The following is a 13491-nucleotide window of genomic DNA, read 5'->3' on the forward strand; positions in this document are numbered from 1 at the left end:
GGCTTCAATTTGTTCGTTTGTTGTTACCTGACAGGCAGGCTCCCGTGCACAGGTGCGCTCTCTCTTGCACCTGCGCGTTCCGTCGTTTTCCATTTACAAGTCAAAAATGTAAGTACGCGTACACGCTGGCGATATGCCTGAAAGCGGGTACCCCCTGAGGGAGTGATTGGCGAGGAACGGGGGCACCAGGCCCGTCCAGAGGCCGCGTACTGAGGCCTACGGCACTACAGGCGCAGCGCCGCCTGACGCAGCTCTACCCTGAACTGCGTCTGAAAGTAACCAATGATTCGCGGCGGATACAAAGATCCAGCCGCAAGGCGAGCTAAGCGCCCGGCCTTTGGGAGATCGCCAGACGCGCGGCCAGGCCGGCCAGCACCGAGCCCATCGCGTAGCGCTGCACGGCCAGCCAATGCGGGTTGTGCTCGAACCACCCGGCAATGCGGGAGGCAGACATAGCCATGGTCAGCAGCACGACAAAGCTGATCGCGATCTGCGTGGCGCCGAGGATCAGGCTCTGCGCGAACAAGGAGCCGTGCTCCGGCGAGATGAACTGCGGGAACAGCGAGAGATAGAAGAACGCGACCTTCGGATTCAGCAGGTTCGTCAAGAGTCCCATGACGAAGAGTTTCCGGGGCGAGTCATGCGGCAGCTGCCGCCCCTGGAACGGCGAGCGCGCGCCGGGCCGCACGGCTTGCCAGGCCAGATACGCCAGGTACACGGCGCCCACCCACTTCAGCAGCTCATACGCCAGCGGCACGGTCACGAACAGCGCCGAGAGGCCCAGTGCGGCCGCCATCATGTGCGCGATGAATCCGGCAAGCACGCCGAGCAGCGAAACAAAGCCGGCCTGTCGGCCCTGGCAGATCGACCGCGAGATCAGATACACCATGTTGGGCCCGGGCGTGATGGCCAGCAGAACCACCGCACCGGCAAAGATCGCCAGATCGGTCAGGGGGACCATGGCAGCCTCCGTGCGGAAGATGTGGTGACGATGCGCAGCACCGCAGCACTTGCGCCATCGCTCTGGACCACGACCGGCCCGTTGTGGTGCAGCAGCAGCGATTCGCCGCTGGCGACGAAGTGGTCGTCGAGGTCGCCCGGTTCGGTGAGCCACACGCGGCCGCTCGTCACTTCGAGGCGTGCGCCGGCGCGGTGGCGCAGCGTGCGCGCCTCGCCGATGGGTAGCGTCATGAGAGACGGGGCGGAAGCGCCGTGGCGTGTTCCGGACGATGGGGTTTGGATGCGTGTGTTCATGGACTCGACGGTAAAGATCGGGCCCCGCTTCGCACAGCTACAGGCATGAGCCATCTGATGTAGTACAGCGTGGGCACAACCGCATCTGTGCCAGTCGCTGCGGGCCCCGTCTGTACCTGTCGGTCTGCGACGCAGCGGTACAGAATGCGCCATGCCCGAGCACGACCACGCCGAGATGCTGTACCTGCAGATCGCCGAATCGATCGCCATGCCGATCCGTGCCGGCACGCTCGCGCGGGGCGAGCGCATTCCGTCGGTGCGCGAACTGGCGCGTCACCACAGCGTTTCGCTGGGCACGGTGGTGCAGGCCTACCGCATGCTGGAGGACTCGCGCCTGATCGTGGCGCGGCCGCGCTCGGGCTACTTCGTCGCGGCGCGCCCGCCGAGGCCGCCCGAGCCCGAAGCCTCCAACCCGCCCCCGGACTCCATGGCGGTGGACGTCAGTTCGCTCGCGGCGCGCGTGATGCAGCTGGCGCACGATCCGGGTTACGTCTCCTTCGGCGCTGTATGCCCGAGCCCGGATCTGTTCGCCGAGGAGCGCGTGCGCCGCGCCGTCAGTCGCGCCGTGCAGCGCCACCGCGCGACGCTCACCCAGTACACCATCGGCTCCGGCGACGAGAGCCTGCGCCGCGCGGTCGCGCGCCACGCGCTGCGCATGGGCTGCCAGCTCGACGCGCGCGACGTCATCGTGACGAACAGCTGCCTCGAATCGATCGCGCTGTGCCTGCGGGCCGTGACGACGCCGGGCGACGTGGTCGCGCTCGAATCGCCGACGCTCTTCAGCTTTCTGGAGATCCTCGAAGACCTGCACCTGCGCGCGCTCGAGATACCGACGCATCCGCGCACCGGGCTCTCGCTGGACGCGCTGCGGCTGGCTTTCGACACCCAGCCGGTGAAGGCCGTGCTCGCCGTGCCCACGCTTTCGAACCCGATGGGCGCGAGCATGCCCACTGCCGAGCGTCGGCGCCTCGCGCAGATGGTTGCCGAGCGGGGCATCCCGCTGATCGAGGACGTGATCTACAACGACCTCGCCGAGCAGGACGAGCAGCGCCGCGCCGTGCGCTCGTTCGACACCACGGGGCACGTGATGATGTGCGGTTCTTTCTCCAAGACCATTGCGCCCGGGTTGCGGCTGGGCTGGGTCGATGCGGGGCGCTGGGGCACGAAGGTGTCGCGCATGAAGCAAGTGACCAGCGGCAGCCAGTCGGCGATGCTCGAGCGCGCGATGGCCGACCTGATGACGCAGCCGGGCATCGAGGCCAACTACCGGCAGATGCGCGCGACCATCGCGGCACGGGTCGACGAGGTACGGGGGCTGATCGCGCAGCACTTTCCGAAGGGCACGCGCGTCACCGATCCGCCGGGCGGGTTCATCCTGTGGGTCGAGCTGCCGCAAGGCGTCGATTCACTCGCGCTGTTCCAGGCCTGCCTCGCCGAGGGCATCGTCATATCTCCGGGCACGATGTTCAGTGCCACGAATCACTTCCGCAATTGCATCCGGCTGGCGCTCGCCGGCCTCTGGGACGACGCGCATCGCCATGCGCTGCGGCGCGTGGGCGCGTTGGCCGCGACGATGGTGTGGCCGGGGGACTCAACGACGCGTTGAGCGGCGCGGGCGCTTCTCTTGCCCATCTCCATGCCTGTGTCCGAGGCTCTGGAGGTAGGCACAGAACATGTCGGCCATGGCGTTGGCATAGGCCTCGATCTCCGCGTCGGTCCGCGGGCTCTCCGAGAACTGCTTTCCCACCGCGCTGAAGGTCGTCGTGATCAGGTCGCCGGCCAACGCGCGCGTGGCTTCGGAGGCGTCGGGCAGGGCCTCTTGCATGAAGGCCTGCACGGTGCGGTCTCCGGCGGCCCTGGCCTCATGCGCCTCGGGTGCGTCCCGGTAGAGCGGGGCGGCGTCGCTCAGCGCCACGCGCATTCCGGCTTCTTCGCACTCAGAGCGGATGAAGGCGTGCACCAGCATGCGCAGCCGCTCCAGCGGCGGCCTTTGTGCGTCTTCGAGGATGCCGCACAGCATCTCCGTCGTCTGCCGCCATTCGTCGCTCTGCAGGCGAAAGAGGATCGACGCCTTGTTCGGAAAGTACTGATACACCGAGCCGACACTGACGCCGGCCCTCTCGGCCACTCGCGTGGTGGTGAAGCGGCTTGCGCCTTCCTTCGCCAAAACCTGAAGGGCAGCTTCGAGGATCGTGGCGACGAGCCCGGTCGAGCGGGCCTGCTTGGGCTGTCTTCTAGAGGAGATAGGTGCGCTTCGGCGTTCGGTCATCGGTGGGGCTCGCAACGCGAATAGGAAATGTGAATGTTCCTTCATATTATGAGCACTCGTTCACTCCAACACGAAGACCCCTGTGACAACCCTGACCACAACACCGCTCGCGCCCCTGCTGGAGCGCCTGTTCGAAGAGGCCGCCGCCGCGTCGCCTGCGATGAGCTCCGCAGTCGCTGATCTCTCCAGCGAAGAGCGCACGCGCCTGATGCGCAGCAAGACCGACTACCTCGACTTCTACGCAAAGCTGAAGGACGTTCCGCTCCCCGTTTCGCGCGAGACCGGCGCGCTGCTCTACATGCTGGCGCGCAACAGCGGCGCGCGAACCATCGTCGAGTTCGGAACCTCGTTCGGCATCTCCACGCTGCATCTCGCCGCGGCTCTTCGGGACAACGGCGGCGGGCGCCTCATCACCACCGAGTTCGAGCCGTCGAAGGTGGCGCGGGCTCGCCGCAACCTGGTGGCTGGCGGCCTCGACGACCTGGTCGAAATCCGCGAGGGAGACGCGCTGCAGACGCTTGCCGCCGACCTCCCTGAATCGATCGACCTGCTGCTGCTCGATGGCGCCAAGGCGCTCTATCCCGAGATCCTGGCCTTGGTCGAGAGGCGCCTCAGGCCGGGCGCTTTCATCGTCGCCGACAACGCCGACTACAGCCCCGAGTACCTGGCGCTCGTGCGCTCGCCTGGGGCGGGCTACATGTCCACGCCGTTCGGCGGAGATGTCGAGCTGTCGATGCGGCTCGGCTGACAACAACACCAGCGCGGACACAGCGTCCGCCGTGCCAGTCGCACTGGCCGTAAGCGTCTGACGTCAAGCAACGCACTCAACGATCCTCGTCGGTCGGAGTACGTTCGCTCGCGCGCTCCGGTCGATGGAGGAAAAGCCTGGACAACACCATGACTTTCCAATCGACACAGTCGACAACAACATCGACGCGCCACCCGGCGCAGGGCCGCCTTCTGCTGCTGACGGCCATCCTTTTCATCTCCTATCTTTGCGTCGGCATGTCCCTGCCCATCGTGCCGATCTTCGTGACCGGGCAACTGGGGCTTGGCAACGTGTGGGCCGGGCTCGGTGTCGGCATTGCCTTTCTCTCCACCGTCGTCAGCCGGGCGCATGCCGGTAGCCTTTCCGACCGTCGCGGGGCCAAGGTCGCGGTGGCGCGCGGGCTGGCTTTCTATGTGGGCGGGGCGGTGGTCTCGCTGGTTGCGGGGCTGTTGCCTCAGGCGCCATGGATGACCTTCCTGGTCCTCATCGCAGGCCGACTGCTCATCGGGCTTGGCGAGAGCCTTGTCGCGGTCGGCGTGATCGGCTGGGGGATCGGTCTCGTCGGTCCCGCCCGTTCGGGGCAGGTGCTGGCATTGGTCGGCGCAGCCATCTACGGCGCTCTGGCAGTCGGCGGGCCCATCGGCTTGGCATTGCTCGACCGGTTCGGATTTGCCGGCGCGATGGGCGTCAGCGCTGTCCTGCCCTGCCTCGGGTTGCTGACGATCTGGCGCATCGCTGGCGTTGCCCCGCACTCCGGCGTCGAGCGCCCGCCGTTCTGGCGCGTGATCGGCAGGATCTGGCCGCACGGCTCCATCGTCTGCCTCCAGGGCATCGGCTTCGCCGCGATCGGGGCGTTCTTCACGCTCCATTTTCTGGATCAGCACTGGCGCTATGCCGGGCTGGGCCTGACAGCCTTCGGCAGCGGATTCGTTCTGGTCCGCGTGCTCTGCGGCCACCTGCCGGACCGCGTGGGCGGCCTGCCCGTGGCGATCGGATCGCTCGCCGTCGAGACGCTCGGCCAGGTCCTGATCTGGAGCGCGACCGATCCGGCGCTTGCCCTTGTCGGCGCGTTTCTCACTGGGCTCGGCTGCTCGATGATCTTTCCGGCCATGGGGCGCGAGGTCGTGCGCCTTGTGGAGCCGCATCTGCGCGGCACGGCGCTGGGCGGGTTCTCGGCATTCCAGGACATCGCCTACGGCCTGACGGGGCCCGTGGCCGGGCTTCTAGCCGACCGGGCGGGTTACAGCGGCGTTTTTCTCATTGGCGCAGGTGCTGCGGCAGCGGGTCTTGTGATTGCGATCAGCCTTCGCCGAGCGCAGACAACGGCTCTACGTTGAGTTCGCAGGCCGCCTGCAACGCGGCCGCGACCTTCTCCGGCTCCTGGCGCAATTCAGCGATGTCGCGCTCCCCGACGCAGAGGCCGTCGAGCCGCACGTAGATGCGTGAGAAGTCGCCACCGAGCGCCCGCGCTACGTCACTCAGGCAGTCGGCAAGCGTGGCGAAGCCGCCGTCGCGGTACGAGCTGGGCGGTATCACGCCCTTGGAGCGCGGCGCGCGAACGGAATACGCGTACGACGCGGCTTCCTTCCGAAGCTCCACCACAGGCTGCAGGCAGCGTTGAACTTCCCTGGTTCTATCCATGGCCTCAGTTTAGATGCGGCGCTGCGCCCCATCCAGCTAGCGCGTGCGCTGCTTTGCAACGAATTCCGGCGTCACCGTGCCTTGCTTGTTGCCGAACTGCGCGATGACGTAGTTGGCCAGCGCCGCGACTTCGGTGTCGGTGTAGGCCTTGCCGAACGCCGGCATGTAGACCTCCCTGTCGTGCACGTGCATCCGCACGCCCTGCAGGATCATCTGCGTGACGTTGGAGCCGTCGGGGTCGTTCACGCCGCGCGTTCCAAGCAGCGATGCGTTGGCGGTCTGCTGGCCTTGTCCGTTCCACTGGTGGCAACTCGCGCATGCCGCGGCGAAGAGCCTGAGCCCCTGCTCGTGGCCCTCGGCCGTGTTGGCCGCGGGCGCCGCCGCGCTCGCGGCCACGGCCCATGGCGCCTTCGCATCGACCTCGATCGGGTCTTTGCCGGCCTTGGCGGGCACCGTGCGCAGATAGCTCACCAGCGCCGAAGCGTCTTCCGGCTTCAGGTACTGCAGGCTGTGCTCCACAGCTTCGCCCATCGGCCCCGAGGCCGAGCCGCGGCCGTCGGCATGGCCGGTCGTGAGGTAAGAGGCGATCTCGGCGTCGCTCCATGCGCCGATGCCGTTCTTCGCATCCGACGTGATGTTGTAGGCGCGCCAGCCCTGGATCGATTCGCCCGCGAGGTTGTTGCCCGCATCCATCGCGAATGCGAAGTTGCGCGGCGTATGGCATTCCGCGCAGTGGCCCAGCGCCGTGGCGAGGTACTTGCCCTGGTTCCACGCAAGCGGCTTCGACGCGTCGGCCTCGAACCGGCTGCTCTTGAAGAAGGCCGCGTTCCAGAAGCCCATCGCCCAGCGCTGGTTGAACGGGAAGCCCAGGTCAGCCTCCTTGTTCGGCTGGTTCACCTTGGGCAGGCTGAAGATATAGGCCTTGATCGCGAGCACGTCGTTGCGGCTCAGCGTGGTGTACGAGGTGTACGGGAACGCCGGGTACAGGCGTTTGCCGTCGGCGCGCACACCGTCGTGCAGCGCGCGCACGAAGTCGTCGTCGCTCCATTTGCCGATGCCCGTTTCCGGGTCGGCCGTGATGTTCGACGAGTAGATCGTGCCGAAGGGCAGCACGAAGGGCAGGCCGCCCGCAAAGGGCTGCCCCTTGCCGCCGGGCACCGTGTGGCATGCGATGCAGTCGGCGGCCTTGGTGAGGTATTCGCCGCGCACGAGCAGCGCCGCGTCGCTGGGCGCGCCGGCCAGCACCGGCGCCTCGCCCTCAGACTTGTCGGTGCGGTTCAAAAAGAAATACAGCGCCGCGCCCACGACGAACACCGCCACCAGAAATTTGAGAAGCCGCTTCATGCTGCGCTCCTTTCGCCAAGCCCGGTGGGCCCGCTGGACTCGGCACCGGCAATCTTTTTCTTCAGCGCCTCCTTGTCCTGCGCCAGCAGCGCGCGGTTCACCGGCAGCTCGCGCAGGCGCACGCCCGTGGCCGCGAAGATCGCGTTGGCCAGCGCCGGTGCGGCAATGGCCGTGCCGACTTCGCCGAGCCCGCCGGGGGCCTCACCGCTCTTGACGGTGTGCACTTCTATCGGCGGCGCTTCGTTGATGCGCAACATCCGGTAGTCGTGGAAGTTGCTTTGCTCGATGGCGCCGTCGCGCACCGTGATCTCGCTGAAGAGCGCCGAGCTCAGCCCGAACAGCAGCCCGCCCTGGATCTGCGCCTCGATGGAGCTCGCGTTCACCGCAATGCCGCAGTCGAGCCCGACCACCGCGCGACGCATGCGCACCTCGCCCTGCGGCGTGACCTCGGCCTCGACGATGGCGCACACGCGGCTGCCGAAGGCATCGCCCACCGCCACGCCACGCCCGACGCGCGCCGGCAGCGTGCCTTGCCCCCAGCCGATCTTGCTGGCCGCCAGGTCGAGCACCGCGAGCGTGCGCGGGTTCTTCTTCAGCATGGCGCGCCGATAGGCCACCGGGTCTTTCTTCGCGCGGTGCGCCAGCTCATCGATGAAGCTTTCCATCACGAAGAGGTTGTGCGTCGGCCCCACGCCGCGCCACCAGCCGACGTTCAGGCCCGCCGGCATGTCGTGCCGCACCCACTCGACCTTGAGGTTCGGTAGGTCGTAGCAGGGCTCGGCAACGCACTCGATCAAATCGCCGTCCATGCCGTCCTTGCCCATGAAGGCGGGGGCCCAGCGGCCCAGCACCGTGCCGCCCGAGATGCGGTCGCCGAACCAGAGGATCTGGCCCTCGCCGTCGACCACGGCCGAGATGTCGTCGTGGTACATCGGCCGCACGATGTCGTGGCGGATGTCTTCCTCGCGCGTCCACACCACCTTGAGCGGGTAGGGCACCTGCTTGGCGAAGGCCACGGCCTGCTCGACCGAATCGGTCTCGAGCCGTCGGCCGAAGCCGCCGCCCAGGTACTGGTTGTGCACCACGACCTTGTCTTCGGCCAGGCCGGTGATCTTTGCGGCGGCGCTCACGCAGCGCGTGGGCACCTGCGTGCCGACCCAGATCTCGCACTGGTCGGGCCGCACGTGCACCGTGGTGTTGAGCGGCTCCATGGTCGCGTGGGCCAGCATCGGCAGATCGTAGGTGGCCTGCACCAGCGTGCCCTCGGGCCGCTTGCCGGCTTCCTTGCCGATGATGGCCTTGTCCTTCGCCAGCGCGTTGGCCAGCGCCGCGCGCAGCTGCTGCGTGGTGAGCGTGGCGTTCTGCCCCGGCGTCCATTGGATCTTCAATGCATCGAGGCCGCGCTTCGCGGCCCAGAAATGCTCGCCCACCACGGCGACCGCGTCCTTGATGCGCAGCACGTCGATCACGCCGGGAATCGCGCGCGCCGCCTTGTCGTCCACGGAGGCCAGCACGCCGCCGAGCGTGGGGCAGGCCTTGACCGTTGCCACCTTCATGCCGGGCAGGCGCACGTCGATGCCGAACTGCGTCGTGCCGTTGACCTTGCCGGCCGAGTCGACGCGCCGCAGCGGCTGGCCGATCAGCTTGAAATCTTTCGGCTCCTTCAGCGTCACCTTTTCCGGCATCGGCAGCTTGGCGGCGGCGCTGGCGAGCGCGCCGAAGCCGAGCTGCCGGTTGGATGCCGCATGGCTCACCACGCCGCGCGCAACCGTGCAGCTTGCGGGTTCGACCTTCCATTGCGCGGCGGCGGCGCTCACCAGCAGCGTGCGCGCCACAGCGCCTGCTTCGCGCAGCACGCCATAGGTGCCGCGCGTGCTGGTCGAGCCGCCGGTGATCTGTCCGCCGAGCAGCGGCATGCCGTAGAGCGCCTCGTTCGGCGGTGAATGCTCCACGCGCACCTGGTCGAGCTCGACGCCGAGTTCTTCGGCCAGCAGCATCGCCGAGCCGGTGTAGATCGCCTGGCCCATCTCGGCCATCGGCATCACAAGGCGCACGCCGCCGTCGGCGTCGATGCGGATGAAGGCATTCGGTGCGAATGCCGGGTTGCCGTCGGCGAGTGCGGCGGCCGCGTCGGCCGGCTGCTGCCTGGGGCTGATTGCGGCGAAGGCCTTGCTGCCTCCGACCCAGGTGAAGGCCAGCGCAAGGCCGCCGGCCTGCAGGGCGGCGCGCCTGCTGATGCCTCCGATACCGGCGGCCTTCACGATGCGCTCCTTGCCGGCATCGCGACCACCGACTGCAGCACCTCGGCCTTGCCGGTGGCGGCCTGCTTGATGGCCGCGCGTATCCGCGAGTAGGTACAGCATCGACAGACGTTGCCCGACATGGCCAGGTCGATGTCGGCGTCGCTCGGGTTGGGCGTGCGCTGTATCAGCGCGGCCGCGGACATGATCTGCCCCGACTGGCAGTAGCCGCACTGCACCACGTCGACATCGAGCCAGGCTTTCTGGATGCTCTTGCCCGCAGGGGTCTGCGAGATGGCTTCGATGGTGGTGACGGCTTTCTTGCCTATCGAGCCGACCGGCAGCACGCATGAGCGCACCGGCTGGCCGTCGAGGTGCACGGTGCAGGCGCCGCACTGCGCGATGCCGCAACCGAACTTGGTGCCGGTAAGTCCGACGATGTCGCGCAATGCCCAGAGCAGGGGCATGTCCTCGGGCGCGTTGAGGGCAACGGACTGGCCGTTGATGTTGAGATCGATCATGGGCCCCGCCTTTTTTCTGGTTCGCCGTGGGTGGCAGCGCGAACCATAGCGCGACTTCGGAAAGCGCGCTTGGCGGACAGGGCAACGCTCAACTGGGTTACCCGGGTTTCATCGACGGGCGCTTATCGAAAGCACCCGAAGGTATTCATCGCCGCGCAGGATCGTCAGGCGGGCACCTTCTGCGCGGGCGCCTGCAGCGGCGGCGTGCCGGTCTTGAACAGGCTTGCCAGCTGCGTGCGCAATTCCGGCGTGTCGGCATGGCCGTGGACGGCCACGGCGTGCTGCACAGCAGCATCGAGCAATTCGCTCTCGGAGTCGGCGGATAGCGCGACGCTGCAGTTCGTCGTGCTCGGATACTCGCGGCAGTCGATGTATTGGCGTGACATGGTGGCTCCTTGAATGTCCTTACGGACGTGCTTCGAAGATCAGGTTGAACGGGGTCTCGCTCGCGCGGCGGAAGTGCGAGAAGCCGCCCTGCGCGGCCACGTCGCGAAGGCGCGCCTCGCCGGCCTGCGCACCCAGGCACAGGCCCACTTCCTGGGAGCGCGAGGCCGGCGTGCAGATGAAGTTCGACGCCGAATAGAAAACCCGCCCCACGGGGTTCATGTTGTCCTGCAGCCGGTCGTTGGCGAAGGGCTCCACGAGCATCCACGTGCCCTGCGGCTTCAGGCTGCCGCGCACGTGCGCCGCCGCGCCGACGGGGTCTCCCATGTCGTGCAGGCAGTCGAAGAACGCAACGAGGTCGTAGTTTTCGCCCGGGAAATCCTTGGCGCTCGCGACCTCGAAGCGCAGGCGCTTTTCATCGTCGACACCGGCCTTGCGCGCCGTTTCGCGCGCATGCTCGATCGAGGGCAGGTGATAGTCGAAGCCGACGAAGCTGGACTGGGGATAGGCCTGTGCCATCAGCAGCGTCGACGCGCCATGCCCGCAGCCCACGTCCGCCACGCGCGCGCCGCGATCGAGCTGGGCCGACACGCCTTCGAGCGCCGGGATCCACTGGCTCACCAGGTTGGCTGCATAGCCGGGCCGGAAGAAGCGCTCGGTGCCGTGGAAGAGCGCGGGATCGTGCTCGTGCCACCCGATGCCCAGGCCCGTGCGCATGGCCTGGACCATCTTGGGAATGATCTTGAACTGCGCCACCGCGATCTGGAAGGCGCCGGGCACGAAGGCCGGGCTGCCTTCCTCGGCGAGCGCGAAGGCCTGTTCCTCGGTCAGCGAGAACAGCTCGCCTTTGGGGTCGTACTCGACGTAGCCGCTGGCGGCCTGGGCCGAGAGCCATTCGCGCAGGTAGCGCGGATCGGTCTCGGTGCGGCGGGCCAGTGCCTCCGCGGTGGAGGGGCCTTCGGCCAGCGCCTTGTACAGGCCGAGCTGGTCGCCGACGACGATGGTTGCCGCGTGCATCACGGCGCCGATGTCGTGGACGAAGTTACCCATGAACGCGTTAAGCCGTGTTTCGTCGATAGCCATGTGTATCTCCTTCGCCGGTGGGCGGCCCGCGCGCCCCCCGCCTGCCTATACTGTTCGCGGCAAAGGGCCTGCAAGCATCCTGCGTCTCGATGCGTGCAGGCGCCATACGCAGCAATGCGTATGCACCGTGAAAGGGGCATGCCATGACGAACCTGACGCGCAACAATCGCGCGAGCGCACTTCGCCTGCTGGAACAACTGGAGTCCGGGCATTCGCCCGTGCGGCATCACGGCGCCGGCAACGATGGCTTGCGCGCAATCCACCGCATCGCAACAAAGTCGCCGGGCCGGCGCGAATTCCGCCGCGCTGCGCTGCAGGCCGACTACTACCGGCGCGCGGGGTTGGAGCACGCGGTGGCGGTTGCCTTCCTGTACCGGCTGGCCTGCCGCGCCGAGGCGCCGTTGCCCGAAGCACCGGCTGCCGGTCTCACGCCCCGCGAGGGCGACGTCATGCACTGGCTCTCGCGCGGCAAGACCGACGCCGAGATCGCCGCCTTGCTGGAGATAAGCCCACGCACCGTGCACAAGCACCTGGAGCATGTGTACGTGAAGCTGGGCGTCGAGACGCGCACGGCGGCCGTGATGCGCGCGCTCGGCATGGACAGGAGCCCATAGGGAAGGAGCAGCCGGGGCCGGCCGGCCCTCGCCGTCAGCGCGAGGCCACCGCCACCGGCGCATCGGCCGGCGAGGCAGACCGCCCGATCATCCACGCGCACACCGCCGACACCACGCCTGCGAACAGCACGTACAGGCAGATCTGCCACGGCTCGCCGCCGCCAGACTTGAGCAGCGCGGTCGCGATGATCGGCGTGATTCCCGAGGCGAAGATGCCCGAGAACTGGTAGACGAAGCTGATGCCCGTGTAGCGCACCTTCGCATCGAACAGATCGCAGAACAAAGCAGCCTCCGGCCCGTACACAGATGCATACAGGATGCCGAAGGGCACGATGATCGACAGCCAGATGAGCATCACGTTGCCGCCGCTGTGCGTCATGAGCCAGAAGCCCGGGAACGCCGACACCGCAGTAATGAGCGAACCCCACATGTATACCCGGGGCCGCCCCAGCCGGTCGGACATGCGCCCGAAGAAGGGAATGGCGAAGCACATCACCACGGCCGCCGCCATCACGCCCAGCAGCGCCTCGGTGCGGCTGATCTTGATGGTGGTCGTGAGGTAGTTGATGGAGAACACGCCGAAGATGTTGAAGAACACGCCGTCGATGTAGCGCGCGCCCATGCCCTTGAGCACATTGCCGGGGTAGCGCCGGATCATGTCCATGAACGGAATGCGCAGCTCGGCGTTGCGCGCCTTCACGGCCGCGAACTCCGGCGTTTCCTTCACGTGCAGGCGGATGTACATGCCCACCATCACCATCGCGCCGGAGATGAGGAAGGCGATGCGCCAGCCCCAGGCCAGGAACTGCTCGTCGGTGAGCAGCGACGACAGCAGCGCCACCACGCCCGAGGCCAGGCACAGGCCGATGGCCAGCCCGATCTGCGGCAGCGAGGCATAGAAGCCGCGCTTTTCCTTCGGTGCGTATTCGTACGCCATCAGCACCGCGCCGCCCCATTCGCCGCCCAGACCGATGCCCTGCGCCACGCGAAGCAGCAAGAGCAGCAGCGGCGCCGCAATGCCGATCTGCGCATAGGTGGGCACCAGCCCGATCAGGAAGGTAGCCACGCCCATGATCATCAGCGTGATGATGAGCATGCTCTTGCGGCCGATCTTGTCGCCGAAGTGGCCGAAGATCACGCCGCCCAGCGGCCGCGTGACAAAGCCCACCGCGAAGGTCGTGTACGCCAGCAAGGTCGACACCACCGGGTCGCTGCCCGGAAAGTAGAGCTTGTTGAATACGATGCCGGCCACCACGCCGTACAGGAAGAAGTCGTACCACTCGATGGTGGCGCCCACCAGGGCCGAGACCACCACCCTGCGAATCGCTTTCTCGTCGCTTGCGCTCATGTCGTTGTCTCCGATGAGGTTGTC

At 67.3% G+C, this 13491-nt stretch carries 14 protein-coding genes; 4 read left to right on the top strand and 10 right to left on the bottom strand.

Annotation, left to right across the window (positions count from 1 at the left end; translation table 11 throughout):
- Positions 1-322: 322 nt before the first annotated feature.
- Positions 323-961 carry a LysE family translocator gene (locus tag NWF24_RS07915; protein WP_258353713.1) on the bottom strand — a complete coding sequence of 213 codons (639 nt, stop codon included), beginning with the start codon at positions 959-961 and terminating at the stop codon, positions 323-325.
- Positions 949-1191, bottom strand: a complete 243-nt coding sequence (locus NWF24_RS07920; RefSeq protein ID WP_258353714.1) for a DUF2917 domain-containing protein — start codon at positions 1189-1191, stop codon at positions 949-951. Before NWF24_RS07920 ends, NWF24_RS07915 begins: the two co-directional genes overlap by 13 nt.
- 214 nt (positions 1192-1405) lie before the next feature.
- On the opposite strand from NWF24_RS07920, the gene NWF24_RS07925 reads away from it, so the two are divergent.
- The gene (locus tag NWF24_RS07925; RefSeq protein WP_258353715.1) at positions 1406-2860 is read left to right on the top strand and encodes an aminotransferase-like domain-containing protein; all 1455 of its coding nucleotides are present in this window, start codon (positions 1406-1408) and stop codon (positions 2858-2860) included.
- On the opposite strand, the gene NWF24_RS07930 is transcribed toward NWF24_RS07925, so the two are convergent.
- Complete coding sequence (locus tag NWF24_RS07930) at positions 2846-3523, bottom strand: TetR family transcriptional regulator (protein ID WP_258353716.1); 678 nt, start codon at positions 3521-3523, stop codon at positions 2846-2848. The two genes, NWF24_RS07925 and NWF24_RS07930, sit on opposite strands and share 15 nt — an antisense overlap.
- 82 nt (positions 3524-3605) lie before the next feature.
- Between NWF24_RS07930 and NWF24_RS07935 the strand changes: the two genes are divergently transcribed.
- A complete protein-coding gene (locus tag NWF24_RS07935) occupies positions 3606-4271 on the top strand; it encodes an O-methyltransferase (RefSeq protein ID WP_258353717.1) in 666 nt (221 codons plus the stop codon).
- Between the two features lie 149 nt (positions 4272-4420).
- Positions 4421-5629, top strand: a complete 1209-nt coding sequence (locus NWF24_RS07940; RefSeq protein ID WP_258353718.1) for an MFS transporter — start codon at positions 4421-4423, stop codon at positions 5627-5629.
- Here NWF24_RS07940 and NWF24_RS07945 read toward each other — a convergent pair.
- The 6 genes from NWF24_RS07945 to NWF24_RS07970 all read right to left on the bottom strand — a co-directional run bounded on the left by NWF24_RS07945 (position 5592) and on the right by NWF24_RS07970 (position 11505).
- Positions 5592-5933 carry a hypothetical protein gene (locus tag NWF24_RS07945; protein WP_258353719.1) on the bottom strand — a complete coding sequence of 114 codons (342 nt, stop codon included), beginning with the start codon at positions 5931-5933 and terminating at the stop codon, positions 5592-5594. The genes NWF24_RS07940 and NWF24_RS07945 overlap by 38 nt on opposite strands.
- 36 nt (positions 5934-5969) lie before the next feature.
- The gene (locus NWF24_RS07950) at positions 5970-7277 is read right to left on the bottom strand and encodes a c-type cytochrome (RefSeq protein ID WP_097198582.1); all 1308 of its coding nucleotides are present in this window, start codon (positions 7275-7277) and stop codon (positions 5970-5972) included.
- Positions 7274-9640, bottom strand: coding sequence for a xanthine dehydrogenase family protein molybdopterin-binding subunit (locus NWF24_RS07955; RefSeq protein WP_375338444.1), 2367 nt, complete (start codon positions 9638-9640; stop codon positions 7274-7276). The genes NWF24_RS07950 and NWF24_RS07955 overlap by 4 nt, the downstream gene beginning before the upstream one ends.
- Complete coding sequence (locus NWF24_RS07960) at positions 9535-10038, bottom strand: (2Fe-2S)-binding protein (RefSeq protein ID WP_258353721.1); 504 nt, start codon at positions 10036-10038, stop codon at positions 9535-9537. Before NWF24_RS07960 ends, NWF24_RS07955 begins: the two co-directional genes overlap by 106 nt.
- 164 nt (positions 10039-10202) lie before the next feature.
- Positions 10203-10424, bottom strand: coding sequence for a DUF1059 domain-containing protein (locus tag NWF24_RS07965; RefSeq protein ID WP_093059467.1), 222 nt, complete (start codon positions 10422-10424; stop codon positions 10203-10205).
- Positions 10425-10443: 19 nt separating this feature from the next.
- Complete coding sequence (locus tag NWF24_RS07970) at positions 10444-11505, bottom strand: class I SAM-dependent methyltransferase (RefSeq protein WP_258353722.1); 1062 nt, start codon at positions 11503-11505, stop codon at positions 10444-10446.
- 143 nt (positions 11506-11648) lie between these two features.
- Between NWF24_RS07970 and NWF24_RS07975 the strand changes: the two genes are divergently transcribed.
- A complete protein-coding gene (locus NWF24_RS07975) occupies positions 11649-12119 on the top strand; it encodes a helix-turn-helix transcriptional regulator (RefSeq protein ID WP_093082070.1) in 471 nt (156 codons plus the stop codon).
- Positions 12120-12153: 34 nt separating this feature from the next.
- On the opposite strand, the gene NWF24_RS07980 is transcribed toward NWF24_RS07975, so the two are convergent.
- A complete protein-coding gene (locus NWF24_RS07980; RefSeq protein WP_093059473.1) occupies positions 12154-13467 on the bottom strand; it encodes an MFS transporter in 1314 nt (437 codons plus the stop codon).
- Positions 13468-13491 lie beyond the last annotated feature (24 nt).

The sequence above is a fragment of the Variovorax paradoxus genome (genome assembly GCF_024734665.1).
In the GTDB taxonomy this organism is placed as follows: Bacteria; Pseudomonadota; Gammaproteobacteria; order Burkholderiales; family Burkholderiaceae_C; genus Variovorax.

Coding starts and splice junctions, on each gene's coding strand:
- NWF24_RS07915 (WP_258353713.1), bottom strand. CDS start 961: ATGGTCCCCCTGACCGATCTGGCGATCTTTGCCGGTGCGGTGGTTCTG.
- NWF24_RS07920 (WP_258353714.1), bottom strand. CDS start 1,191: ATGACGCTACCCATCGGCGAGGCGCGCACGCTGCGCCACCGCGCCGGC.
- NWF24_RS07925 (WP_258353715.1), top strand. CDS start 1,406: ATGCCCGAGCACGACCACGCCGAGATGCTGTACCTGCAGATCGCCGAA.
- NWF24_RS07930 (WP_258353716.1), bottom strand. CDS start 3,523: ATGACCGAACGCCGAAGCGCACCTATCTCCTCTAGAAGACAGCCCAAG.
- NWF24_RS07940 (WP_258353718.1), top strand. CDS start 4,421: ATGACTTTCCAATCGACACAGTCGACAACAACATCGACGCGCCACCCG.
- NWF24_RS07945 (WP_258353719.1), bottom strand. CDS start 5,933: ATGGATAGAACCAGGGAAGTTCAACGCTGCCTGCAGCCTGTGGTGGAG.
- NWF24_RS07950 (WP_097198582.1), bottom strand. CDS start 7,277: ATGAAGCGGCTTCTCAAATTTCTGGTGGCGGTGTTCGTCGTGGGCGCG.
- NWF24_RS07955 (WP_375338444.1), bottom strand. CDS start 9,640: ATGCTGTACCTACTCGCGGATACGCGCGGCCATCAAGCAGGCCGCCAC.
- NWF24_RS07960 (WP_258353721.1), bottom strand. CDS start 10,038: ATGATCGATCTCAACATCAACGGCCAGTCCGTTGCCCTCAACGCGCCC.
- NWF24_RS07965 (WP_093059467.1), bottom strand. CDS start 10,424: ATGTCACGCCAATACATCGACTGCCGCGAGTATCCGAGCACGACGAAC.
- NWF24_RS07970 (WP_258353722.1), bottom strand. CDS start 11,505: ATGGCTATCGACGAAACACGGCTTAACGCGTTCATGGGTAACTTCGTC.
- NWF24_RS07975 (WP_093082070.1), top strand. CDS start 11,649: ATGACGAACCTGACGCGCAACAATCGCGCGAGCGCACTTCGCCTGCTG.
- NWF24_RS07980 (WP_093059473.1), bottom strand. CDS start 13,467: ATGAGCGCAAGCGACGAGAAAGCGATTCGCAGGGTGGTGGTCTCGGCC.